This window comes from Klebsiella sp. K4, assembly GCF_014596785.2.
GTDB classification, from domain to species: Bacteria; Pseudomonadota; Gammaproteobacteria; order Enterobacterales; family Enterobacteriaceae; genus Klebsiella; species Klebsiella pneumoniae.
Genome location: NZ_CP115021.1, coordinates 1,841,509 through 1,857,539, shown reverse-complemented (window position 1 = coordinate 1,857,539; position 16,031 = coordinate 1,841,509). Strand labels below are relative to the sequence as shown.

The window sequence follows — 16,031 nt, the reverse complement described above, 5'->3', positions numbered from 1 at the left end:
GCTCCCGCGAAGCTGAGCCGCCGCGCCAACCCATGCTTTACTGCATCAGGAATTTTTCAAGGAACTGACGGGTACGCGGCTGCTGGGGCGAAGCGAACAACGCTTTTGCCTCGCCTTGTTCGACAATGCGTCCCTGATCCATAAATATCGCCCGATCGGCAACGTCGCGGGCGAAACTCATTTCATGGGTCACGATCACCATGGTGCGTTTTTCCTGCGCCAGCTGACGGATGGTGTTGAGCACCTCCCCCACCAACTCAGGATCGAGAGCCGAGGTGGGTTCATCAAACAGGATCACGTCCGGACGCATAGCCAGCGCGCGGGCAATAGCCACTCGCTGCTGCTGCCCGCCGGAGAGACGGCGCGGATAGCTATTCTCTTTTCCGCTGAGCCCCACCTTCGCCAGCAGTTCGCGCGCCCACGCCATGGACTCCTGCTTATCTTCACCTTTTACGATGACCGGCCCTTCAATAATGTTCTCCAGCACCGTACGGTGGGGAAACAGATTAAAGTTCTGGAAGACAAAGCCGACGTGCTGGCGCAGCTGGCGAATGAGCCCTTTCTGCGGCCCGAGGCTGCGACCGGCGTCGATCGTCACATCGCCGACGCGGATAGTGCCGCTCTCCGGTTGCTCCAGCAGGTTGATGCTACGCAGCAGGGTGGTTTTGCCCGAGCCGCTGGGGCCGATGATCGCCACCACTTCCCCTTTCTGTACCTCCAGGTCGATACCATGGAGCACCGTCTGGCCATGGAATTTTTTTACCAGGCTTTTCACTTCTATCGCACTCATTTCGGATCACGCTCCTGGCGGTTCAGCTGGTTTTCAAAATAATTCTGCAGCGAGGAGAGCACTGTCGCCATTACCCAGTAGATCAGGGAGGCCGCCAGATACATGGTGAAGACCTCCAGGGTTCGCGAGGTGATTAGCTGCGCCTGACGAAAAAGCTCCGGCACCTGGATCGTTGCCGCCAGCGAGGTATCTTTTACCAGGCTGATAAAACTGTTCGACAGCGGCGGCAAAGCGACCCGCGCCGCCTGGGGTAAAATGGCCCGACGCATCGTCTGCCAGGGCGTCATACCGATACTGGCCGCCGCTTCCCATTGCCCTTTATCAATCGAGGCGATGGCCGCGCGCAGCGTTTCCGCCGCATAGGCCGCAGTATTCAACGACAGGCCGATCATCGCCGCCGGGATCGGGTCAAGCTCAATGCCGAACTGCGGCAAGCCGTAGTAGATCATAAACAGCTGGGCGATAAGCGGCGTGCCGCGGAAAATGGAGATATACATGCGCGCCAGCCATTTTACCGGCCAGACTGGCGACATGCGCATCAGCGCCAGGATAAAGCCCAGCACCAGGCCGAAAAACATCCCGCCAATGCTCAGCTGCAGCGTAAAGACGGCCCCTTTCAGCAGAAAAGGGGCGGAATCAATGACCAGTTGGATACTTTCTTGCATGCTGTCGTTTCTGTATTAGAGGTGAGGATGATAGGCAAACAGCGCCGGCGCTCCGCCGGTGTGGACGAACAGTATCGGCCCTTCATCCTTAAAGCGCTTCTGCGTGATGCCGTCGATAAGCCCGGCCATCGCTTTGCCGGTATAGACCGGGTCGAGCAAAATACCTTCCAGCTGCGCCAGCAGCTTCACGGCGGCCATCCCATCTTCGTTTGGCGTACCGTATCCTGGGGCAAAGTAGTCATCCCACAGTATAATTTCAGCCTTCGCCTGTAGCTCGAGACTGTTGGCCACGGCCTGCTGCAGCGCCTCCACTTTCGGCAACTGGTCAGCGACCGAGCGCGACACGGTCACCCCAATCAGTTCCGCCTGCGGCATCAGCTGTTCAAGGCCGACCGCCAATCCGGCATGGGTGCCGGCGCTGCCGGAGGCGACCACGACTGACGAGATCGCCACCGCGTCTTCGCACTGCTGGCTGATTTCCAGTGCGCTTTCCACATAGCCTAACGCGCCGAGGGCATTGGAGCCGCCGACCGGAATAACATACGGACGATACCCCTGCGCCTCAATGCGGGTCGCCAGCTCATCGAGCTGGGCGGAGGGATCGGTCAGGGCATTACACATCTCAACCTGGGTGTTAAAGAGATCCAGCAGCAGACGGTTGCCATTGCTCAGATAGTTCTCCGCCCGGGTGCCGATGGGATTTTCCAGTAGCGCCACGCAATGCAGTCCCAGTTTCGCAGCGACTGCCGCCGTCTGACGCACATGGTTAGACTGGATCGCGCCGGCGGTGATTAAGGTATCCGCGCCCTCGCGCAGCGCATCGGCGGCGAGAAACTCCAGCTTACGCAGTTTGTTGCCCCCCATCGCCAGCGGCGTCGTATCATCACGTTTAATAAAAATTTCGCGCCCAAGGTGATCGGACAGACGCGGGAGATACTCCAGCGGCGTCGGCGCGCCGATCAATTCCAGGCGCGGAAAGCGGGTTAAGTTTTGCAGTGACATGGCCCCTCCTGACTCAGTTATGCTTCATTATGCACACAGTTACGCGCTAAATAAAAAAAGGCGCTTCCAGGAGCGCCTTTTTTCACCGCTGTCCGTTATTTCGTCACGTCAGCGCCAAACCATTTCTCGGACAGCGCCTTCAGGCTGCCATCTTTCTGCATGTCTGCAATCGCGCCATCTACCGCTTTCAGCAGGTCGTCGTTGCCTTTACGCAGCGCAACGCCAGCTTCCTGACGAGAGAAGGCTTCGCCGGTTACCGCCAGCGTATTGTTGGTTTTCTTCACCAGATCCAACGCCGCCAGACGGTCTACCAGAATGGCGTCAATACGGCCTACACGCAGATCCTGGTATTTGGTGGGATCGTCATCATAGGTACGGACGTCCACGCCCTGGACATTCTGACGCAGCCACTCTTCATAGTTAGTGCCCAGTCCGACGCCCACTTTCTTGCCTTTCAGATCCGCCGCGGTTTTAATCACGCCTTCGTTACCCTTCTTCACCAGCGCCTGCACGCCGGAGACGGTATATGGGGTGGAGAAATCGTATTTCTTCTTACGTTCGTCAGAGATAGTGACCTGGTTAATCACCACGTCGATACGCTTGGAGTCCAGCGAGGCCAGCATACCGTCCCACTTGGTCGGTTTGAGATCGGCCTTCACGCCAAGATGTTTCGCCAGTTCGTTAGCGAATTCCACTTCAAACCCGGTCAGCTTGCCGTCATCCCCCTGGAAACTAAAGGGAGGGTAGGTGCCTTCGAGGCCCACGCGTAGGGTGCCGCGCTCTTTAATCTGATTGAGCAGGTTTTCCGCCGCAAAAGTTTTCACGCTGACGCCAGCCATCAAAACAACGGCCATCGCGCCCATCATCGCCTGACGACCCAGAAGTGCTAATTTCATAGATACCCCGAAGGTTAGGATTTTCCTGTAGTGTAAGGCGCTTAACGCCCTGACACCAACATCGTTACGCTACATCTTATGCAAATTTATTATATATGATCCGCTTTAGGGTATAGCGAAAATCAGGGCTTTCCTCACCCTTTTTGCTGGATATCTCCCATACTGCAAAGGTCAGCCTGTTGACGTCTGGAGCATGGAAGATGAAAAACCCCACCTTATTGCAATGTTTTCACTGGTACTACCCCACCGGCGGCGAGCTGTGGCCTGAGGTCGAAGCGCTGGCGCCCAGCCTGAATGAAATCGGCATCAATATGGTCTGGTTGCCACCCGCCTACAAAGGCGCCTCGGGCGGTTACTCCGTCGGCTATGATACCTACGATCTCTTTGACCTCGGCGAGTTTGATCAAAAAGGGTCTGTCGCCACCAAATATGGCGACAAAGCGCAGTTGCTGGCGGCGATCAACGCCCTGAAGGAGCACAATATCGCCGTGCTGCTGGATGTAGTGGTCAACCATAAAATGGGCGCTGATGAAAAAGAGGCTCTGCGCGTTCAGCGCGTCGATGAGCAGGATCGTACGCAAATTGACGAGGAGATCATTGAGTGCGAGGCATGGACGCGCTACACCTTCCCGGTGCGCGCCGGACAGTATTCGCAGTTTGTCTGGGACTACAAATGTTTTAGCGGCATTGACCACATCGAGAACCCGACGGAAGACGGTGTGTTTAAAATCGTCAACGATTACACCGGCGAAGGCTGGAATGAACAGGTCGATGATGAGCTCGGCAACTTTGACTATCTGATGGGCGCCAATATCGATTTCCGCAATCATGCAGTGACCGAGGAGATCAAATACTGGGCGCGCTGGGTAATGGAGCAGACCGGCTGCGACGGTTTTCGTCTTGACGCGGTCAAGCATATCCCCGCCTGGTTTTATAAAGCGTGGATCGAGCATGTTCAGGAGGTGGCCCCGCAGCCGCTGTTTATTGTAGCGGAATACTGGTCCCATGAAGTGGAGAAGCTCCAGCAGTATATCGACCTGGTCGAGGGCAAAACGATGCTGTTTGATGCCCCACTGCAGATGAAATTTCATGAAGCGTCGCGCCAGGGCCGCGATTATGACATGAGCCAGATTTTCAGCGGGACGCTGGTCGAAGCCGACCCTTTCCATGCCGTCACTCTGGTCACCAATCATGATACGCAGCCGCTGCAGGCCCTCGAGGCGCCGGTTGAACCCTGGTTCAAGCCCCTCGCCTATGCGCTGATCCTGCTGCGGGAGAATGGCGTGCCCTCGGTCTTTTATGCCGATCTCTTCGGCGCTTCCTATGAGGATACCGGCGGTGACGGAGAGACCTATGCCATTGAGATGCCCGTTATCGAACAACTCCACGAGCTGATCGACGCCCGTCAGCGTTTTGCCCATGGCGTGCAAACCCTTTGGTTCGATCATCCTAACTGCATCGCCTTTAGTCGTAGCGGTACTGACGACGATCCAGGCTGCGTGGTGATCATGTCCAATGGCGATGAGGGCGAAAAGACGCTGACGCTAGGCGAAAACTATGGCAACAAACGCTGGCGGGATTTTCTCGGTAACCGGGAAGAGATTGTCGAAACCGATGGCGAAGGCTGCGCGACCTTTACATGTAACGGGGGGAGCGTGAGCGTGTGGGTGTTAGAGGAGGTATTGTAGACCTCTGACGCCGGGCGGGCCAGCTATGGCCCGCCAAAATCTCAGCGCGTGGAGGCCGGCGCGCTGACGGGCCCCGTCGCTCGCGCTTTGGCCCACGCCTTCTCGCACTCCGGAGTGAGACGTTCAACACGGGACAACGTCATCCGATCGTAGGAGATCGTGTTGCCCTCGCGCTCGACAGGATAGATGTCCAGGGAAGCGGTCACGTTGTAGATCTCACTGTCACGATTCATCAGTTTCCCCGGCTGCGCAATCACGCGCTGCCACTGGCGGCAGTCGAAGGTGTCCCCTTCTTTGGTGACAATCAGGCTGGCAATGGCGTCAGGACTCATCATCGCGCTCTGCGGCCCTTTCGTTTGCCAGAAACCTGCAAGGCCAGCCGGCGCCGGCGCTTTAACGACGTCCTCATAACGATCAACCTGTACGCAACCGGCCAGCGCCACCACCATGCCAGCAAAAAATAACTTTTTCATCATTCATCCCACAAGCCGATAAAAAAGTATTGTGGCATTAAAGCGTTAAGCCTTCCACCCCCACCGCAAAGGGATAAGCGAGCAAGCCAGCAACCGCTAACGTGGGTTTCGTTTGAAGTAAGGAAATTCTGAAAGTAAAAGAATACTGGGCGCGTAACCATAGCATCTATGGGCACTTTTTGTTTTTAATTCGGTCACACTACCGGTTCTTGACTTTACTTTAAGAGTTTTCCTGGCAAATTATATGCATAGATGCGGAATAGTTTAATGGAGCTAATGGGTTCTTTCTAAACCTACTATTATTATCGCCCGCAAGGACTGCTTCGCACAGCCAGTGCGAAGTGTATATCGTTACGTGTTGATTGAGGATGGGTCATGTCAACGATGATTATGGATTTGTGCAGCTATACCCGGTTGGGATTGACGGGATATCTGACCAGTCGGGGAATTAAAAAACAGGAAATCGTTGAGGTCAACAGTGCTGCGGATCTGCAGAAACACTGTACGTCGTGTTGCCCGGCGGTGGTGTTTCTGAATGAAGACTGTTTCGTGCATGATGATGAAAGTAATGGCATTATTCGCCAGATCATTACGCAAAACCCGGCGACGCTGTTTGTTATCTTTATGTCGCTGGCGAACATCCATTTTGACCGCTATTTGCGGGTACGGAAGAATCTGCTAATCAGTTCAAAATCGATAACCCCAAAAGACCTTGATGTTATTCTGGTTAATTATCTTAAATACAAAAACACCAGTGTAGGGCAGTTAACTTTACCGACATTGTCACTGAGTAAAACAGAATCAAATATGCTGCAAATGTGGATGGCCGGGCATGGTACTTCGCAAATCTCAACGCAAATGAACATCAAAGCGAAGACGGTATCGTCGCATAAAGGCAATATTAAAAAGAAAATACAAACGCATAATAAGCAGGTGATTTATCATATCGTTCGGCTGACCGAAAACATCACCTCCGGTATTCAGGTAAATATGCGCTGAAACAAACTGGCGGCGCTCCCGCCAGTTCAGTTTTACGAGACCTCTTTTTCCACGAAAATCCCATCCGGGTGGCCTATTTCATTAAAAAACCAGATCCCCAGAGGATAGTCTTCCAGTGAAACCAGATACATCGTTCCTTCACTAAACGACTCAATCGCCAGCACTACCCCCGAGCGACGTGGGCCACCGTCGGTCTTCACCGTGACACGATCGTTCACCTGCATAATCATCTCCTCTATATTTTCAGCCAGTGTAGAACAAAACCACGCAACTCGCAGCGTCGCGGCACGTGACTGGCGCTTTTTTAGACCGACTATACTTAGAGAGGCTTGAGCGACGCTCAGCGAGGGGGTAATGATGAAGCACCAATTAACAGGCCAGACCGGGGACGACCTTGACGTCAACGTAGATGCCCTGCTGGCGGCAATTAATGAGATCAGCGAAAGCGAAGTCCATCGCACGCTGGACGACCCGCAGCGCGCCAGCATTGATGGCCGCGGGTCACATACCTGGCGTGAGCTGGCGGAGGCATTCGAACTCGATATTCACGATTTCAGCGCCAGTGAAGCCAACCGTTAGCGGCAGGCGAAAAAAATCCCGACTCGCAGGAGTCGGGATCAAACTTGCTAATGCAAGAAGCACTTGAAAATTCGTTACACCGGGAAATCCGATGCGTTGAAACATTATCCTCAATTATTTTGCATGACAAGAGATATTCATGACGCAAAATATTGAGAATGTTGGCGCTTGATGACTTATCGGGCTGCAAGGCTGATGTGAGAAGGCTTAGCCGCAAACCGGTTTCATTCGATAGCGCGATCGCCTGCGATCACTTTAAGATAATTCTCATTTTGCCAATCGACATCGAAACGTTTTACTCACGCTGCGCTGCGAAAACAGACCTGGTTACGCCCATTTTGCTTGGCCAGATAGAGTCGCCCATCGGCCACCGACTGCAGCGCTTCAAACTGATACTCCCCCCGCTCTTCGCTGGCGCTCACCCCTAACGAGGCGCTAACCCGCAGCGTCACGTTGTTATGCAAAAAGACTTCCCGTCCCTGGATACGCTGGCGCAATCGCTCCGCCACCGCCGCCGCTTCCTGCAGGGTGGTATTCGGCATCACGATACAAAACTCTTCTCCGCCCACTCTGCCCAGCAGATCGCCCTGCCGAACCGCGCTGGACAGCGTACTGGCCACCATCGACAGCACCCTGTCCCCCGCCTGATGACCATAGCGATCGTTGATGTGCTTAAAATGATCCAGATCGAGCTGGATCACCGCCAGCGGCCGTCCGCTGCGCTGGCAGTCGCTGGCTACCGCCATCGCCTGTTCAAACAGCGCCCCGCGATTGAGCAGGCGAGTCAAGGCATCGTGCCATGCCTGCCACTCCAGAGAGGTTTGCAGAACGCTCATGTTGCGGACCATGCGGCGGATCACCAGCCAGGAGAGCAACAGCATCAAGGTGAAGAGGACCCACATCAGGGTCAGGGCGATGGTGATGGTGCCAATGTTCCCGCGGACGCCTTCCCGCAGAGTGTGGATCCGCAGCAGCACGCCGTCAAAATTGCGCAGTTTGGCCCAGCTGATATAGCGCGTCAGCAGACGCAGCCCTCCCTGGTTATCATGGACAAACGCGCGGCTCAGCAGCTCCTGCTCGCGCGGCGACAGCAGGGTCAGGACATTCCCCGGCGCGGAAGAAGCCAGCAGGTTCAAATGGCTATCATAAAGTTGGTACTCTCCCTCTTGTCCCCCCTGCATGGCGCTAACCAAAAACGCTTTGATTTCACTGACTGAGAAATCCATCGCCAGCACGCCACGCCAGTAACCGGCAAAATCCAACGGTATCGAAGCGGTGACCACCTGCTCTTCCAGCTGCGGGTCATCGTCAGGAAAGGTTTGCCAGATAACGCCTCGCCCCGGATTATTTCGCTGGGTCTGGCGGGTAAACCACGGAGCGCTGAGGGCTTGGGAATAGTGCGTTATCACCTGCGACTCATCCCGCAGCGGCAGGGTCGAGGTAAAAAAGCCGCTACGAGAGATATACTGCATCCGCTCGGCGAAATCGCGATCGTGCTGCGTCAGATTTAGCAGATAGCCCAGCTCGAGCGTCGCCATTAGTTCATCAGCCGCCAGCGGATCGTCCACCAGCAGGATAGGGTTGTGACCAGCGACGCTGCCTGAGATGCCAAACACCGGCAGCGTACGCCGATTCGGTAGCGCCACCCGCCAGGCCTGCTGATGGCGCTGGCTCAGATAGCGTTGGCTGGCCTTACGCAATACATCGATATCAAGCGGCTGTTCGAGCGCCGCCTGCATCCCATGGCGAAAAAACATCATTCTGTCGATGTTGAACTGCAACAGCCCATCCATTTCATGAGCGACGTTAGCCAGATTGTTACGCTGGTTGGCCACGTAGGCCTCTTCCAGGACATTGATTTCACGCCAGATCAGCAGCGTGGAGAAAAACAGCACTGCGATAAAACAAGCGTTAACCACATGCGCCGGGCGAGCCAGGTGGTAGCACTTTTTTAACTTCAACCGCAGTGGCTTATCCATCTTTCTCTCGCAATACGTTGCGCAAACCTCGCGGCGTCAGCGCCCCGGTCTCTGTCGATACCCGGGGCGTTTTCAGGGTAGAACACGCGGCGCCGTTACGCTGCGTTTCGCCATGCTACTTTCCAGCGCCACGCAGGCTGCTCACCGCCTTAACGCCCGCCAGCACCACCGCGCCGATGATAAAACCCAGCACCAGGTTGGCGACGACCGGCAGCGTGGAGGCCATCACCCCACCCAACCCCGCGCTCCAGTGCTCGATGGCATGATGCAGCGGCGCAATACCGTGAACGACTATCCCCCCGCCGACGAGGAACATGGCCAGCGTCCCGACGATGGACAACACCTTCATCAGGCGGGGAGCGACGGCCAGGAGCCCTTTACCCAGCCACTGCGCCAGCGCACTACGTTTTTCCGCCAGCCAGTAACCCATGTCGTCCAGCTTGACGATCACCCCCACCAGGCCATACACCCCGATAGTGACCAGAATCGCAATCCCCGAGAGAATAAGGATCTGGTTAAGCAGCGGAGCTTCCGCCACGATGCCGAGGGTAATGGCGACAATTTCCGCGGACAAAATAAAATCGGTGCGAATCGCGCCTTTTACTTTGTCACGCTCAAAGGCCAGCGGATCGCGCTCCGCCAGCGCGGCGAGACGCTGCTGCCGCCGTTCAGGATCCTCTTTGTGTTTCCGCGCTTCCAGACTGTGCAGTACCTTCTCCACCCCTTCGAAACAGAGAAACGCGCCGCCCAGCATCAACAATGGCGTAATCGCCCAGGGGATGAAGGCGCTGATCAACAAAGCCAGTGGCACGAGGATCACTTTGTTAACGAACGACCCTTTCGCCACTCCCCAGACCACGGGCAACTCGCGATTCGCCCGCACGCCGGTAACCTGTTGGGCATTGAGAGACAAATCGTCGCCCAGCACCCCCGCCGTTTTTTTCGCCGCTACCTTGCCCATCACGGAAATATCGTCCAGCAGCGTGGCGATATCATCAAGTAATGTTAAAAGACTACTTCCTGCCAAAATGATTTTCCTTCTCTTTTCATCAATGTCTCCCTCGAGTATGCGTTAAAAAACGGCCGGTGCCCAAGGTACAATTAGTCAATATAAATTTAACAACCTGACGCAAATTAACCACTCGCCAGCACGATAGTTTTCACGTTTACTATATGTCCCCTTTCTATCTCTGCACCGTCGTGAGGAAGTATGTCTACCCGTCAGCTTTTACCGCTCATCGGGGCGCTGTTTGCGCTGTATATCATCTGGGGCTCTACCTATTTCGCTATCGCCGTCGGGGTCGCCAGCTGGCCGCCGCTAATGATGGCCGGCATTCGTTTTCTCGCTGCCGGCGTGCTGTTGCTGGGGTGGCTACTGGCCACCGGCCATAAGCTACCGGCGCGTCGTCCGCTGCTTAACGCTGCGCTGATCGGGGTCTTGCTGCTTGCGGTTGGCAACGGCTTCGTGACGCTGGCTGAACATCAGCACGTCCCCTCCGGCATCGCGGCGGTGATGGTCGCCACCGTACCGCTGTTCACCTTATGCTTCAGCCGCTTTTTCGGCATCGCCACCCGTAAACTGGAGTGGCTGGGCATTGCCATTGGCCTTGCGGGTATCGTGATGCTCAACAGCGGAGGCAACCTGAACGGCAACCCCTGGGGCGCACTGCTGATCCTGATTGGTTCCCTAAGCTGGGCCTTCGGCTCGGTTTACGGTTCGCGAATCGTACTGCCGACCGGCATGATGGCGGGGGCAATCGAGATGCTCGCCGCCGGGATCGTCCTGCTGGTGGCCTCATGGCTGAGCGGTGAAACCTTAACCCGCGTCCCTTCCTGGTCCGGGATCGCCGCCCTGGCCTATCTGGCCATCTTTGGCTCGCTGATTGCCATTAACGCCTACATGTTTTTAATCCGCAATGTCACCCCGGCGGTCGCCACCAGCTACGCCTATGTTAATCCGGTGGTCGCGGTGCTCCTCGGTACTGGGTTCGGCGGCGAGAGCCTGTCGCTCATTGAGTGGCTGGCGCTGGCGGTGATTATTTTCGCCGTAGTGCTGGTGACGCTGGGGAAATATCTCTTCCCAGTCCGCAGCGAGGCTACTCCTTGTAAGGCGTCGAAGTAGTCGTCAGTTCGCGGATCCCCTGCGTATCGATCTGCGCGTCGTGTCCGGCGCCGCAGATCCACTCTTCCAGACGCTCGGTGAGCGCCGCATCACTCAGCCTAAGGCGCCCGCGCAGGGCGCATTCCCAGATGATTAATACCCGCCAGCCCTCTTCGGCCAGCTTTTGCCGGTCGCGGGCGTCGCGCGCCACGTTACCGGCGATTTTGTCCAGCCAGAATGCCGTGCGGGTGGCCGGCACCTTAAACAGATAGCAGTCATGGTGATGCCAGAAACAGCCGTGAGTAAAGATAACGCAGCGATAGTCGGGTAAAGTGAAATCGGGACGTCCCGGCAGCGCGCGATCCTGGGCGACAAAGGTGAATCCCGCCCCGGTCAGCAGCGCCGCTATCCGCTTTTCAATCGCCGTATCGCGCGTGGCGATCGCCCGCATATTTTTACTGCGCGTCGCTTTATCGTGAACATCCGCCATCATTATCATCCGCTTCGCGGCGCGCCACCGCCTGAGCGATGCGCGGCGCCAGGAGTTTCGCCACCGCGGCGAAGACCGGAACCACCACCGAGTTGCCAAACTGACGATAGGCCTGCGTATCCGATACCGGGATGCGAAAACGCGCCCCCTGCGGGGATTCAAAGCCCATCAGCCGGGCGCATTCGCGCGGCGTCAACCGGCGAGGCCGCCGCTGTTGATTCAGCGGATCGTCAAAATGCTTCTCACCGAGCGGCCGGTCCCAGCCGCGATCGACGAGAATTTCGGCACCATCTTTATAGTAGCGGGCAGAAAGCGTCCGGGCCACGCTGTGGGGATTGGCGGGGTCAACCAGGCCATAACCAAAGCCATTACCCCGCGCCTGATGCTTGCGGGCATAACGATAAAGATATTTCCACAGCACCGGCGTAAGAATAAATTTCGCATCGACCGTCGGCTCCAGTAGCTCGCCAAATGTTGGCCGCACCGCCGGGTACTGCGCCGCGATGTCGCGCAGCGTAAATCCAGCATGCAGCTGCAGATCGCGACGGAAACCCACCAGCACGATGCGCTCCCGGTGCTGAGGCAAGAAATGGCGCCCGTCAATCACCTTCGGGTCATCCGGCCCGGTATGCCCCGCGTCAGCTACTTCATATCCCAGCTCATCCAGCGTCTGCATGATGATACGGAAGGTGCGCCCCTGATCGTGGCTTTTGAGGTTTTTGACATTCTCCAGCACAAAAATCGCTGGCTGACGAGCCGCGATAATTCTCACCACGTCAAAAAACAGCGTTCCCTGGGTTTCGCAGGCAAAGCCATGCGCACGGCCCATCGCATTTTTCTTAGAGACGCCGGCAAGCGAGAAAGGCTGGCAGGGGAAGCCAGCCAGCAGCACATCATGCTGAGGGATAGATTCGCGAATATGCCGCGCCGCCTCCTCGTCGCTAACGTCAGAGCGTTGGCTGAGGGTAATATCGCGGATATCTTCATTAAAACGGTGCTGCTGCGGATCACAGTACCAGTTGGCCTTATAGGTGCGTACCGCGTGCTTGTTCCACTCGCTGGTGAAAACGCACTGCCCGCCGATGGCTTCAAAACCACTGCGGATCCCGCCAATACCGGCAAACAGATCGATAAAACGGAACCCATAGTGCGGATGATGGGCCGGCGGCGAAGGCAGGAGCGTCGCCAGATGAGCAACTTCCTGCGGGCGCAAACGCTCCGCCGCGCGGCCAAGCGCCGCCACGCGCTTGAGGATCGCCGCGCTCCAGTGCTGTTCGCCGACGCTCACCAGTTCGGCAACCAGCGTTTTTACATCGTAGATCGTCATCAGCTGACGCAGCAGCGCCTCAGCGTCTTCCCCGGCCTGTTCAGCCAACGACAACGACCTGTGTTCCTTGCTTAACTTTTGCGGCATATCCTCAACCAACGCGGACGATTTTGGCAGAGAGTACCATAAATCACCGGTCGGTTGACGCCTGCGGTGCAAAGCGGCGCAAAACCGCTTCATCCAGCGCCAGCGGCTCCCCCTGCAGCTCCGCGCTGAGCTTAGCCATAAATTCGACGAGAAAACGGGCATTATGCTGCGCCATCGCTTTCCCCTTATCAGTTTGCATGGTTTCCGGCAGGCGCAGAAGTTTGCACTGGAAATGGTCGAGGGCATATTTGCGGTCATCCAGCGCCCGCCGATCAGCAAAAGGATCTTCGGCATCAAACAAGATGGTATTCAGGGCGCCGGCGACAGCGAAGACCCTCGCCAGACCAATGGCTCCCAGCGACTCGAGTCGATCGGCATCCTGAACTATTTTCGCCTCCAGCGTGCGCGGTGGGATCGCCGCGCTGAAGCTGTGCGCCTCGATGGCATGGCTGACCGCCGGGTAACGATCCGCAGGAAAATCAGCAAAGGCCGACTGCAGAATGGCGAGGGTTTTCTCGGCGGCCATCATCGAGGATCGACTTCGCTCCGGATGATTTTTTGGCAAGCTGACGATGTCATGAAAATAGCAGGCCGTGAGGAGTACCAGCCGGTCGACTTCCTCCCCCGCGGCCAGCTGAGTGGCGGTCGCCCAGACGCGACGAAAATGGGACAGATCGTGTGCGGCGTCATCCTGCGCATGGTGCGTCAGTATCCAGCGCTCAAATCGTTGCTGCCAGTCAACCAGGTCCATAGGCTTTCCTTTTTCTGAGGGTCAGCCTCGAGCATAGCAATTTTAGCGCTGATGATCCTGCTCGCCGCGGGATGGACGCGTATACCAGACGACCGCGCCGAGAATAGAGCCAATGCCGCCGAGGACCAGCATACCCAACAGGGCGCCAAGCCATTTCCCGGCCGTTGTTCCAAAATCACCCTCCACGCTGGCGCCGGGAACGCTGTGAATTTTTCCCACTACCCACCAGTAACGCACAATGACCCAGACACAATATCCGCAAAAAGCATACAACGCCCAGAGCGCAAGTTTCCCTCCCGGGCTGCGTTTTGCCTGCTCTTCCATCTCATTCCTCTCCGTGACACAACAGACTATTGTCACTCAAAACGTGACACGCATCACATTATACCGCTAACCTGCGTCACAGGCAGCAGTTTCATCTTCGTCTTCTGCGCCTTCTCGCGACTTATGCTGCCAATGCGCACAGGCTGAAGAGATGTCCTTATTATCTCCCGTACGCTTAAAGCTATTCATTCCTTAATTATCGCAAGCTGGGTTGATAATCCCCTGGATATTTACATTCACACAAAATAAATTCCCATAATGAATAATGTGCTTGATTATTATTTGTGCAATTTATTTCATAAAATTAACAACGACCTACAAAATATACAATAAAGCATTGCTATATAAGAAAATAATAAATCTTGCACAAACATCCAAATTTAATATAAAGAACCACTTAGAAATATTTTGAAATGTTTAACATTATTTATTTACATATTTTATTTTAAATAAAGATGAACTTAGTCGTTAGTATCGGATAGTCATTCCGGAGGGATTGTCATAATTCATAGAAATTATTATTAAAAGGGAATATATAATGAAAAGAAAAGTACTGGCACTCATGGTTCCGGCATTATTAATGGCTAGCGCCGCTAATGCCGCCGAAATCTATAACAAAAACGGTAATAAACTGGACCTCTACGGGAAAGTTGACGGCCTGCATTACTTCTCTGACGACGCTTCAGAGGACGGCGACCAGACCTATGTTCGCTTTGGTCTGAAAGGCGAAACGCAGATTACTTCCGAGTTAACCGGCTACGGTCAGTGGGAATACAACATTCAGGCGAACACCAGCGAAAAAGAAGGCGCGAATTCCTGGACCCGTCTCGGCTTTGCCGGCCTGAAGTTTGCCGACTGCGGGTCGCTGGACTATGGCCGTAACTACGGCGTGGTCTACGACATTGAATCCTGGACCGATATGCTGCCGGAATTCGGCGGCGATACCTACACCCAGACCGACGTTTACATGACCGGTCGTACTAACGGCGTGGCCACCTACCGTAACAGCGATTTCTTCGGCCTCGTCGACGGCCTGCATTTCGCCCTGCAGTATCAGGGTAATAATGAAAACGCCGGTTCTGGCGAAGGCACTAATAACGGTGGGAAACGTAAGCTGGCGCGGGAAAATGGCGACGGTTTTGGTATCTCCAGCTACTACGATCTCGATATGGGCATCAGCTTCGGGGCAGCGTATTCGTCTTCTGACCGTACCCATAACCAGCTGGCGGCCGCGCGTAGCAGCCAGCGTTATGCCAACGGCGATAAAGCCGATGCCTGGACCGTCGGCGCGAAATATGACGCCAATAACATCTATCTGGCCGCCATGTATGCTGAGACCCGCAACATGACCTTCTATGGCAACGATAGTTTTGGCGGAATTGCCAACAAAACGCAGAACTTCGAAGTGGTCGCGCAGTATCAGTTCGACGACTTTAATTTACCGCTGCGTCCGTCCGTGGCCTATCTGCAGTCGAAGGGTAAAGATCTCTACGCCTATTCTCGCTACGGCGACAAGGATCTGGTCAAGTATGTCGACGTGGGCATGACCTACTACTTCAACAAAAATATGTCCACCTATGTGGATTATAAAATCAACCTGCTGGATGAAGACGACCGCTTCTACAAAAACAGCGGTATCGCGACCGATGATATCGTCGCCCTCGGCCTGGTCTATCAGTTCTGATCCCCGTCAAAGCCCGCGTTCAGCGGGCTTTTTTATGTTCCCGCTCCGTTGAGATCACTCTTTTCGACATTGCCGCTTTCCAGGCGTACCTTCCCTCTTTATGATGCGTTTAAGCTCGTTCGGGCTAAAAGCGGCGATAAGGTGCCAAAAGGATAAAGCGCGCTACCGCGACTCTACGCTGAAACCAGGACGATGA

At 55.4% G+C, this 16,031-nt stretch carries 17 protein-coding genes; 5 read left to right on the top strand and 12 right to left on the bottom strand.

Translation table 11 applies throughout. The features are described 5' to 3' along the window. Window positions 1-37 precede the first annotated feature (37 nt). The 4 genes from tcyN to tcyJ form a co-directional block, all read right to left on the bottom strand. Window positions 38-790 (bottom strand): L-cystine ABC transporter ATP-binding protein TcyN, encoded by a 753-nt coding sequence (tcyN, locus tag IB144_RS09110; RefSeq protein WP_065888619.1) that lies wholly within the window; start codon window positions 788-790, stop codon window positions 38-40. Further along, complete coding sequence (gene tcyL / locus IB144_RS09105; protein ID WP_002911547.1) at window positions 787-1,455, bottom strand: cystine ABC transporter permease; 669 nt, start codon at window positions 1,453-1,455, stop codon at window positions 787-789. Before tcyL ends, tcyN begins: the two co-directional genes overlap by 4 nt. Before the next feature lie 15 nt (window positions 1,456-1,470). Beyond that, window positions 1,471-2,457 (bottom strand): D-cysteine desulfhydrase, encoded by a 987-nt coding sequence (dcyD, locus tag IB144_RS09100; RefSeq protein ID WP_065888620.1) that lies wholly within the window; start codon window positions 2,455-2,457, stop codon window positions 1,471-1,473. Window positions 2,458-2,552: 95 nt separating this feature from the next. Next, complete coding sequence (gene tcyJ / locus IB144_RS09095) at window positions 2,553-3,353, bottom strand: cystine ABC transporter substrate-binding protein (protein ID WP_004141135.1); 801 nt, start codon at window positions 3,351-3,353, stop codon at window positions 2,553-2,555. A 200-nt stretch (window positions 3,354-3,553) separates the two neighbouring features. Here tcyJ and amyA point away from each other — a divergent pair, with 200 nt between their 5' ends. After that, the gene (gene amyA, locus IB144_RS09090; protein ID WP_004189225.1) at window positions 3,554-5,041 is read left to right on the top strand and encodes an alpha-amylase; all 1,488 of its coding nucleotides are present in this window, start codon (window positions 3,554-3,556) and stop codon (window positions 5,039-5,041) included. A 41-nt stretch (window positions 5,042-5,082) separates the two neighbouring features. On the opposite strand, the gene yedD is transcribed toward amyA, so the two are convergent. Further along, window positions 5,083-5,517, bottom strand: a complete 435-nt coding sequence (gene yedD, locus IB144_RS09085) for a lipoprotein YedD (RefSeq protein ID WP_004189223.1) — start codon at window positions 5,515-5,517, stop codon at window positions 5,083-5,085. Between the two features lie 372 nt (window positions 5,518-5,889). Here yedD and rcsA point away from each other — a divergent pair, with 372 nt between their 5' ends. After that, window positions 5,890-6,513 (top strand): transcriptional regulator RcsA, encoded by a 624-nt coding sequence (gene rcsA / locus IB144_RS09080; protein WP_002911561.1) that lies wholly within the window; start codon window positions 5,890-5,892, stop codon window positions 6,511-6,513. A 32-nt stretch (window positions 6,514-6,545) separates the two neighbouring features. Here rcsA and dsrB read toward each other — a convergent pair whose 3' ends face one another. Beyond that, the gene (gene dsrB, locus IB144_RS09075) at window positions 6,546-6,737 is read right to left on the bottom strand and encodes a protein DsrB (RefSeq protein ID WP_002911586.1); all 192 of its coding nucleotides are present in this window, start codon (window positions 6,735-6,737) and stop codon (window positions 6,546-6,548) included. Between the two features lie 133 nt (window positions 6,738-6,870). Between dsrB and IB144_RS09070 the strand changes: the two genes are divergently transcribed. Next, entirely contained in the window at window positions 6,871-7,092 is a 222-nt protein-coding gene (locus IB144_RS09070; protein ID WP_002911589.1) for a YodD family protein, read from the top strand. A gap of 299 nt (window positions 7,093-7,391) precedes the next feature. On the opposite strand, the gene dgcQ is transcribed toward IB144_RS09070, so the two are convergent. Together dgcQ and IB144_RS09060 are read right to left on the bottom strand one after the other, a co-directional pair. After that, a complete protein-coding gene (gene dgcQ, locus IB144_RS09065) occupies window positions 7,392-9,071 on the bottom strand; it encodes a cellulose biosynthesis regulator diguanylate cyclase DgcQ (RefSeq protein ID WP_065888621.1) in 1,680 nt (559 codons plus the stop codon). Window positions 9,072-9,186: 115 nt separating this feature from the next. Beyond that, complete coding sequence (locus IB144_RS09060) at window positions 9,187-10,098, bottom strand: DUF808 domain-containing protein (RefSeq protein WP_002911591.1); 912 nt, start codon at window positions 10,096-10,098, stop codon at window positions 9,187-9,189. Between the two features lie 183 nt (window positions 10,099-10,281). On the opposite strand from IB144_RS09060, the gene yedA reads away from it, so the two are divergent. Beyond that, the gene (gene yedA / locus IB144_RS09055; RefSeq protein WP_016529443.1) at window positions 10,282-11,193 is read left to right on the top strand and encodes a drug/metabolite exporter YedA; all 912 of its coding nucleotides are present in this window, start codon (window positions 10,282-10,284) and stop codon (window positions 11,191-11,193) included. Here the strand turns inward: yedA and IB144_RS09050 are convergent. The 4 genes from IB144_RS09050 to drpB all read right to left on the bottom strand — a co-directional run bounded on the left by IB144_RS09050 (window position 11,168) and on the right by drpB (window position 14,151). Continuing rightward, window positions 11,168-11,662, bottom strand: a complete 495-nt coding sequence (locus IB144_RS09050; protein WP_004200342.1) for a very short patch repair endonuclease — start codon at window positions 11,660-11,662, stop codon at window positions 11,168-11,170. The two genes, yedA and IB144_RS09050, sit on opposite strands and share 26 nt — an antisense overlap. Further along, entirely contained in the window at window positions 11,643-13,043 is a 1,401-nt protein-coding gene (locus IB144_RS09045) for a DNA cytosine methyltransferase (protein WP_014343261.1), read from the bottom strand. The genes IB144_RS09050 and IB144_RS09045 overlap by 20 nt, the downstream gene beginning before the upstream one ends. Window positions 13,044-13,119: 76 nt before the next feature. After that, window positions 13,120-13,827, bottom strand: coding sequence for a phosphohydrolase (locus IB144_RS09040; RefSeq protein WP_002911594.1), 708 nt, complete (start codon window positions 13,825-13,827; stop codon window positions 13,120-13,122). Between the two features lie 42 nt (window positions 13,828-13,869). Next, complete coding sequence (gene drpB, locus IB144_RS09035) at window positions 13,870-14,151, bottom strand: cell division protein DrpB (RefSeq protein WP_004151461.1); 282 nt, start codon at window positions 14,149-14,151, stop codon at window positions 13,870-13,872. A 538-nt stretch (window positions 14,152-14,689) separates the two neighbouring features. On the opposite strand from drpB, the gene ompC reads away from it, so the two are divergent. Continuing rightward, on the top strand, window positions 14,690-15,835 hold the full coding sequence (gene ompC, locus IB144_RS09030) for a porin OmpC (protein WP_002911596.1): 1,146 nt from the start codon (window positions 14,690-14,692) through the stop codon (window positions 15,833-15,835). The last annotated feature ends 196 nt before the right edge of the window (window positions 15,836-16,031 follow it).

What these genes read in the sequence shown, in the direction of transcription:
- dcyD (WP_065888620.1), bottom strand. Translation starts at nt 2,457, where the DNA reads ATGTCACTGCAAAACTTAACCCGCTTTCCGCGCCTGGAATTGATCGGC.
- tcyN (WP_065888619.1), bottom strand. Translation starts at nt 790, where the DNA reads ATGAGTGCGATAGAAGTGAAAAGCCTGGTAAAAAAATTCCATGGCCAG.
- rcsA (WP_002911561.1), top strand. Translation starts at nt 5,890, where the DNA reads ATGTCAACGATGATTATGGATTTGTGCAGCTATACCCGGTTGGGATTG.
- drpB (WP_004151461.1), bottom strand. Translation starts at nt 14,151, where the DNA reads ATGGAAGAGCAGGCAAAACGCAGCCCGGGAGGGAAACTTGCGCTCTGG.
- amyA (WP_004189225.1), top strand. Translation starts at nt 3,554, where the DNA reads ATGAAAAACCCCACCTTATTGCAATGTTTTCACTGGTACTACCCCACC.
- yedA (WP_016529443.1), top strand. Translation starts at nt 10,282, where the DNA reads ATGTCTACCCGTCAGCTTTTACCGCTCATCGGGGCGCTGTTTGCGCTG.
- IB144_RS09040 (WP_002911594.1), bottom strand. Translation starts at nt 13,827, where the DNA reads ATGGACCTGGTTGACTGGCAGCAACGATTTGAGCGCTGGATACTGACG.
- tcyJ (WP_004141135.1), bottom strand. Translation starts at nt 3,353, where the DNA reads ATGAAATTAGCACTTCTGGGTCGTCAGGCGATGATGGGCGCGATGGCC.
- yedD (WP_004189223.1), bottom strand. Translation starts at nt 5,517, where the DNA reads ATGATGAAAAAGTTATTTTTTGCTGGCATGGTGGTGGCGCTGGCCGGT.
- dgcQ (WP_065888621.1), bottom strand. Translation starts at nt 9,071, where the DNA reads ATGGATAAGCCACTGCGGTTGAAGTTAAAAAAGTGCTACCACCTGGCT.
- dsrB (WP_002911586.1), bottom strand. Translation starts at nt 6,737, where the DNA reads ATGCAGGTGAACGATCGTGTCACGGTGAAGACCGACGGTGGCCCACGT.
- tcyL (WP_002911547.1), bottom strand. Translation starts at nt 1,455, where the DNA reads ATGCAAGAAAGTATCCAACTGGTCATTGATTCCGCCCCTTTTCTGCTG.
- ompC (WP_002911596.1), top strand. Translation starts at nt 14,690, where the DNA reads ATGAAAAGAAAAGTACTGGCACTCATGGTTCCGGCATTATTAATGGCT.
- IB144_RS09070 (WP_002911589.1), top strand. Translation starts at nt 6,871, where the DNA reads ATGAAGCACCAATTAACAGGCCAGACCGGGGACGACCTTGACGTCAAC.
- IB144_RS09050 (WP_004200342.1), bottom strand. Translation starts at nt 11,662, where the DNA reads ATGGCGGATGTTCACGATAAAGCGACGCGCAGTAAAAATATGCGGGCG.